The organism is Pseudomonas sp. RW407 (assembly GCF_003176655.1).
Classification (GTDB): domain Bacteria; phylum Pseudomonadota; class Gammaproteobacteria; order Pseudomonadales; family Pseudomonadaceae; genus Pseudomonas; species Pseudomonas delhiensis.
The window spans coordinates 845041-851053 of the sequence record NZ_QGSL01000088.1; the positions used below are offsets into that span (position 1 = coordinate 845041).

7 protein-coding genes are annotated in these 6013 nt (G+C 69.2%); 4 read left to right on the forward strand and 3 right to left on the reverse strand.

Annotation, left to right across the window (positions count from 1 at the left end):
* The first annotated feature begins 246 nt into the window (after positions 1-246).
* Complete coding sequence (locus DK254_RS10420) at positions 247-717, forward strand: nuclear transport factor 2 family protein (RefSeq protein WP_089392521.1); 471 nt, start codon at positions 247-249, stop codon at positions 715-717.
* Between the two features lie 45 nt (positions 718-762).
* Here DK254_RS10420 and DK254_RS10425 read toward each other — a convergent pair whose 3' ends face one another.
* The 3 genes from DK254_RS10425 to DK254_RS10435 form a co-directional block, all read right to left on the reverse strand.
* Entirely contained in the window at positions 763-1596 is an 834-nt protein-coding gene (locus DK254_RS10425) for an ABC transporter ATP-binding protein (protein WP_109933708.1), read from the reverse strand.
* Positions 1584-2390, reverse strand: coding sequence for an ABC transporter permease (locus tag DK254_RS10430; protein ID WP_089392519.1), 807 nt, complete (start codon positions 2388-2390; stop codon positions 1584-1586). The genes DK254_RS10425 and DK254_RS10430 overlap by 13 nt, the downstream gene beginning before the upstream one ends.
* 89 nt (positions 2391-2479) lie before the next feature.
* Positions 2480-3463: an ABC transporter substrate-binding protein gene (locus tag DK254_RS10435; protein ID WP_109933709.1), complete on the reverse strand. Its 984-nt coding sequence runs from the start codon at positions 3461-3463 to the stop codon at positions 2480-2482.
* A gap of 511 nt (positions 3464-3974) precedes the next feature.
* On the opposite strand from DK254_RS10435, the gene DK254_RS10440 reads away from it, so the two are divergent.
* The 3 genes from DK254_RS10440 to DK254_RS10450 form a co-directional block, all read left to right on the forward strand.
* Positions 3975-4679 (forward strand): sulfotransferase family 2 domain-containing protein, encoded by a 705-nt coding sequence (locus DK254_RS10440; RefSeq protein WP_109933710.1) that lies wholly within the window; start codon positions 3975-3977, stop codon positions 4677-4679.
* Positions 4672-5283: an adenylyl-sulfate kinase gene (gene cysC, locus DK254_RS10445; RefSeq protein ID WP_109933711.1), complete on the forward strand. Its 612-nt coding sequence runs from the start codon at positions 4672-4674 to the stop codon at positions 5281-5283. The genes DK254_RS10440 and cysC overlap by 8 nt, the downstream gene beginning before the upstream one ends.
* Before the next feature lie 91 nt (positions 5284-5374).
* A partial coding sequence (locus tag DK254_RS10450) for an AEC family transporter (RefSeq protein WP_109933979.1) occupies positions 5375-6013 on the forward strand: 639 nt, incomplete at its 3' end.

The window sequence follows — 6013 nt, forward strand, 5'->3', positions numbered from 1 at the left end:
GGTGTTGCCGGCTGACTCCAGAGCATCCAGTTCTGCCCAACGGTCTCCTCTCCCTTCAGGGAGAGGGTTAGGGAGAGGGTGCTCTTCAGGACGAGCACCGAAGCCACAGGTGGGCACCGTTCGCGAGCAAGCTCGCTCCTACGAAGAGCCGTTCGGCACCTTGGCAACATCCGTGGGACCAGTGTCATTCCTCCAAACCCACCCCAGGCGCACCATGACCAGAACCCCCACTCCAGGAGCCCCATCATGAGCGAAGCCCGACCCCCTTTGCCGCCCTTCACCCGCGAAACCGCCATCCAGAAGGTGCGCGCCGCCGAGGATGGCTGGAACAGCCGCGACCCCGCGCGGGTGTCCCTGGCCTACAGCGCGGACAGCACCTGGCGCAACCGCTCCACCTTCATCCGCGGCCGCCTGCAGATCGTCGAGTTCCTCACCGGCAAGTGGCGCCGCGAGCTGGACTACCGGTTGATCAAGGAACTCTGGGCCTTCACCGGCAACCGTATCGCCGTGCGCTTCGCCTACGAGTGGCACGACGACTCGGGCAACTGGTTCCGCTCCTACGGCAACGAGAACTGGGCCTTCGACGAGCAGGGCCTGATGGTCGAGCGCCACGCCAGCATCAACGACCTGCCCATCGCCGAGGACGAGCGGCTGTTCCGCTGGCCGCTGGGCCGGCGCCCGGACGACCACCCGTCGCTGAGCGACCTCGGGCTCTGAGCCGGCCGCGGGCGCGGGGCGCGTGCCCCGCCCCCGCGGTGGGCCTCAGTGCGCCTCTTCCAGGTCGTCGTGGAGCAGGTTGAGGATCTCGCGCTTCATCTCGATGAACTGGCGGTCCATCACCATGTCCAGCGAGCGCGGGCGCTCGATGGGCACGTCGAGGATGCGCTTGATGCGCCCCGGGCGGGCGCCCATGACGTAGACGCGGTCGCCCAGCAGGATGGCCTCGTCGATGTCGTGGGTGACGAACACCACGGTCTTCTTGCTGTGGTCCCAGACGCGCAGCAGCAGCTTCTGCATCTGCATGCGCGTCTGGCTGTCGAGGGCGCCGAAGGGCTCGTCCATCAGCAGGATCTGCGGGTCGTTGGCCAGCGCGCGGGCGATGGCCACGCGCTGCATCATGCCGCCGGAGAGCTGCTTGGGGTAGTTGCCGGCGAAGTTGGCCAGGCCCACCTCGTTGAGGTAGTGGTCGACGATCTCCTTGCGCTCGGCGGCCGGCATGCCGCGGCGCTTCAGGCCGAACTCGACGTTCTCGCGCACCGTCAGCCAGGGGAACAGGGTGTAGCTCTGGAACACCATGCCGCGGTCCGCGCCGGGGCCGTCGACGCGCTGGCCGCCGACGTAGATGTCGCCCTCGGTGGGCTCGGAAAGCCCCGCGGTGAGGTACAGCAGGCTCGACTTGCCGCAGCCCGAAGGGCCGACGATGACCGCGAACTGCTGGTCCGGAACCTCGAACGACACCTTGTCCAGCGCGCTGAAGGTGCCGCCCTCGGGGGTGCGGTAGCGCAGGCTGACCTGGTCCACGCGCAGCCGCGCCGGCTGCGCCCCTTGTGCGGCCGGTGCCGCGTCGTTGCGTTGCATGGCTGCTACTGCGCCCATGAGGCCACCTTCAGTCGGAGGATGCGGAAGAGTTGGTCGGTGATCAGCCCGAGCAGGCCGATGATGGCGATGGCCAGGAAGATCACGTCCACCTGGAAGCCGCGCATGGCCTTGAGGCTGATGTAGCCCAGGCCGCTGGAGGCGGCGACCAGCTCGGCCACCACCAGGTAGGTCCAGGCCCAGCCCATGGTCACCCGCAGGGTGTCCAGCACGCCGGGCAGCGAGGCCGGGCCGAGCACGTGCAGGACCACGTCGCGGCGGTTGCAGCCCAGGGTGTAGGAGGCGTTGACCAGGTCCTTGGCGACGCCGCGGGAGACGTCGGCGATCATCACCAACTGCTGGAAGAACACGCCGAAGATGATCACCGTGACGCGCTGCTCGATACCGATGCCGATCCACAGGATGAACAGCGGCACGAAGGAGGTCACCGGCAGGTAGCGGATGAAGTTCACCAGCGGTTCGAGGAAGGCCTGGACGATGCGGAAGCTGCCCATCAGCAGGCCCAGGGGCACGGCCACCAGGGACGACACCAGGAAGCCGATCATCACCACCTCGACGCTGGCCAGCACGTGGGTGCCCAGGGTGCCGTCGCGGCCCAGGCGCAGCGCCGCCTCGAACACCGCGCCGGGGCTGGGCAGGAACATCGCCGGCACCACGCCGCCGTAGGAGAGCAGGGCCCACAGGCCGAACACCAGGAGCCAGCACAGGGCGCTGGCGGACCACACCAGGCGCACCGGCAGCTCGACCTTGGGGGTCAGGCAGCGGCTGAGCCAGGATTTCTTGGGACGTGACATCGCGGATTACCTCCATGCGGACGGCCGCGGGCCTTCCGCCAGGGCGGGAAACGAAGGATGGGAAGGGGCGGGCGCGCGGCCCGCCGGGTTCACTGGGCGACGAAGCGGGGGTCCACCAGGTCGTCGTAGCTGACCTGGAAGGTCTTGCCCTGCAGCTGGGTCCAGGTCTCGTTGGCCAGGCCGATGAGGTCCTTGATGTCGCCGGCCTTGTCGGGCATGCCGAGGAGCTTCTCGCTCATGGCCTGGTCGTAGAAGCGCACGCCCTTGGCCGCCTCGGCCAGGTCCTTGGGATCGGATAGGTAGCCGCCGACGCCCTTGGCCATGATCGCGTAGGCCTCCTGCGGGTGCTCCCGGGTGTACTGCACGGCCTTGTACAGGCCCTTGACCAGGGCCTTGACGTCGTCGGGCTGCTTCTCGATGACGTCGCAGTTCAGCGCCACCACGTCGACGATCACGCCGGGGGTGCTGGTGCTGTCCACCAGCACCTTGCCCTGCTGCTTCTGGCGCACCATCGACAGGTGCGGCTCCCAGGTCACCGCGGCGGGGATGCGCCCGGCGATGAAGGCGGTGGCGGCATCGTCGGCGGTCATGTTCTGCACCTTGATGTCGCTCATGCTCATGCCGGCGTTCTTCAGCAGGTAGGACAGCCAGAACTGCGACACCGAGCCCTCGTTCACCGCCACTTCCTGGCCCTTGAGCTGGGCCAGGCTGGTGACGTCCTTGGCCACCAGCACGCCGTCGCCGCCATGGCTGTCGTCCAGCGCGGCCACGGCCTTGAAGCAGAACTGCGGGCGGTACTTGAGGATCTCGTCGATGGTCGAGGCGGAGCCGGAGAGTTTCCCGGAGGCCTGGGCGGCCATGTACATCGCCGCTTCCTCGATGGGGGTGAGCTGCAGGTCCAGGCCCTGCTCCTTGAAGTAGCCCAGGTCGCGGGCCAGGTACAGGGTGCCGTAGCCGACCCAGGTGGTGTGGCCGATGGACAGGGTGCCGGCCTGGGCCGCTCCGGCGGCGCCGGCGAGCAGCCCGGCAAGGGCGAGGGGACGGGTGAAACGCGCAAGCAAGGACTTGTTCATGAAGCACTCCCACAGCCTGTTGGGCTTGTTATTGGATAACTGCGGCAGTGGCCAGGTGGCCGGAGGTACAGCGAAGCGGAACGTGCGCGGCGACGGGCTCTGCGGCCCCTGGGCCCGCCATGGCGGGCGGCACGTGACAGGGCGGATGGTGGCCGAAGCGGGAGGCTCGGAAAATTATTAAATATGTCGTTGCGACATAAGAAAAAGCTGCCTTCCGCCGGTGTGGCCCGTCCTTGCCACGCCAGGGGTGTGTCGCTGGATGCCTGGATGATACTCGGCCGTTTCCTATGCCTTGATGGGCCTCTTCCCATAGGGGCCTTCGGTCCGCGGCGCTAGACTTCCGCACCCCACCGGGCTGCCGCGTCAACCGGCCATGTATCGGAAACCTTACATTCTTGACCAAGACGGAATAATCGCCAGGCACGGGCCTGTTAAGGTTTCCTTAAGGCCGGGACCGTCCCGCTGCCCACGGAAAACCACCGGAGCGACCCTCCGGCGTTCGAGAATCCCCATGCTGCAACGCTACTTCTGGAAGCTGCTGCCCAAGCTCCAGCGCAACTTCCTGCTCAGCCGCCTGCCGGTGCAGGAACGCCAGATCGTCAACAAGGCGATGTCCGGCAACGCCCGCTTCCCCGCGTACTTCCGCGAACGCCGCTGCCTGTTCGTGCACGTGCCCAAGTGCGCCGGCAGCAGCCTCTGCGCGGCGCTGTTCGACGGCGGCCGCCCCGGCCACCTGCCGCTGTACTGGTACGAGCAGCAGTTCCCCCGCGAATACGCCGATAGCTTCAGGTTCAGCTTCGTCCGCGACCCGCTGGAGCGCGCCTACTCGGCCTACGCCTACCTGCGCGGCAACCAGCTGCCGCAGCGCGACCGGGCGGCGCACCAGCTGGTCTGCCAGTTCCGCGACTTCGACGACTTCGTCGGCCGCTGGCTGCACCCGGACAACCTCCACCGCCAGCTGCATTTCGTGCCGCAGGTGGCATTCCTCAGCGACTCCCTCGGCCACCTGGGGCTAGACTTCGTCGGCCGCCAGGAGAACCTGGAGGCGGATTTCCAGGCGCTGTGCGAGCGCCTGGGCGTCAGCGGCCAACTGCCCCACCTGAACGCCTCGCGGCAGCGCCAGGCGGGGCCGGCGCGGGAGTTCTGCAGCACTCGCACGCGGCGCCTGGTGCGCCGCGCCTATCAACGCGACTACCAGCTACTCGGCTATGAGTGATCTCAAAGTACCCCTGTTCCCCGTCACCGGCAGCGTCCGCCGCGAGGCCCGCGCCGCGCTCAAGGGCCAGCGCCCCTGCTGCATCTGGCTGACCGGCCTGTCCGGTTCGGGCAAGTCGAGCCTGGCCAACGCCCTGGAGCTGGCCCTGCACCGCGAGCGCGTGCACAGCTTCCTGCTCGATGGCGACCAGGTCCGCGGCGGCCTGTGCAGCGACCTGGACATGAGCCCCGAGGGCCGCCGCGAGAACATCCGCCGCCTGGCCGAGGCCGCGCGCCTGATGACCGAGGCCGGGCTGGTGGTGATAGTCGCGGCCATCTCGCCGTTCCGCGCCGAGCGCGACGCCGCCCGCGCGCTGTTCCCGGCCGAGGAGTTCCTGGGCGTGTACCTCAGCACGCCGCTGCAGACCTGCGCCGAACGTGACCCCAAGGGCCTGTACAAGGCCGCCAGGGAGGGCCGCCTGCGCAACTTCACCGGCATCGACAGCCCCTACGAGCCGCCGCTGGACGCCGATTTCGAGGTGGACGCCACCCACACCTCCACCGACGAGGCCTGCCGCCGCCTGCTCGGGCTGGTGCTGCAGCGCTGCCGCCCCGGCGCGGCCTGAGCGCCTGCCGACGATCCGCCGCGGCGGCATCGCGGGTCGTGACAGGCCCTGAGCCCGGCTTGCCGTCCCCGCGCGCGGCTGGGCAAGATGGATGCCCAACCACCGCCGCGGGGTATCCGTGTCCGTTCTCTTCGAGGCCCTCTGGCCGCTCTTCGCGCTCATCGTCGGCGGCTACCTGCTGCGCCGCCGCGGCTTCCCCGGCGAGGCCTTCTGGCCGGCGGCCGAACGCCTGAACTACTTCATCCTGTTCCCCGCGCTGCTGTTCGCCAGCCTGGCCAAGGCGCCGCTGCGCGACCCCGGGCTGGGCCGCCTGGCCCTGGCGGTGGCCCTGGGCCTGGGCGGCGCCTGGCTGGCGTTGCTGGCGAGCCGGCGCCTGCGCGCCTGGAGCGCGGCGCGCTTCGGCGCCCTCGCCCAGGGCGTGCTGCGCTTCAACACCTACCTGGGCCTGGCCGCGGTGGGCAGCCTGTACGGCAAGCAGGGGCTGACCCTCGCCGCGCTGATGCTGGCGCTGATGGTGCCGACGGTGAACCTGATGTCGGTCTGGGCGCTGACCGCCGAGCGCGGCATCAGCGCCCGCGCGCTGCTGCTGCCGATCCTGAAGAACCCGCTGATCCTCGCCTGCGCCGCCGGCGCCCTGGTCAACCTGGCCGGCTTCGAACTGGGCGGCGGCAGCGCCCGGCTGTTCGACCTGCTGGCCGTGGCCAGCCTGCCGCTGGGCCTGCTGTGCGTG

Coding starts and splice junctions, on each gene's coding strand:
- cysC (WP_109933711.1), top strand. CDS start 4,672: ATGAGTGATCTCAAAGTACCCCTGTTCCCCGTCACCGGCAGCGTCCGC.
- DK254_RS10440 (WP_109933710.1), top strand. CDS start 3,975: ATGCTGCAACGCTACTTCTGGAAGCTGCTGCCCAAGCTCCAGCGCAAC.
- DK254_RS10425 (WP_109933708.1), bottom strand. CDS start 1,596: ATGGGCGCAGTAGCAGCCATGCAACGCAACGACGCGGCACCGGCCGCA.
- DK254_RS10430 (WP_089392519.1), bottom strand. CDS start 2,390: ATGTCACGTCCCAAGAAATCCTGGCTCAGCCGCTGCCTGACCCCCAAG.
- DK254_RS10435 (WP_109933709.1), bottom strand. CDS start 3,463: ATGAACAAGTCCTTGCTTGCGCGTTTCACCCGTCCCCTCGCCCTTGCC.
- DK254_RS10420 (WP_089392521.1), top strand. CDS start 247: ATGAGCGAAGCCCGACCCCCTTTGCCGCCCTTCACCCGCGAAACCGCC.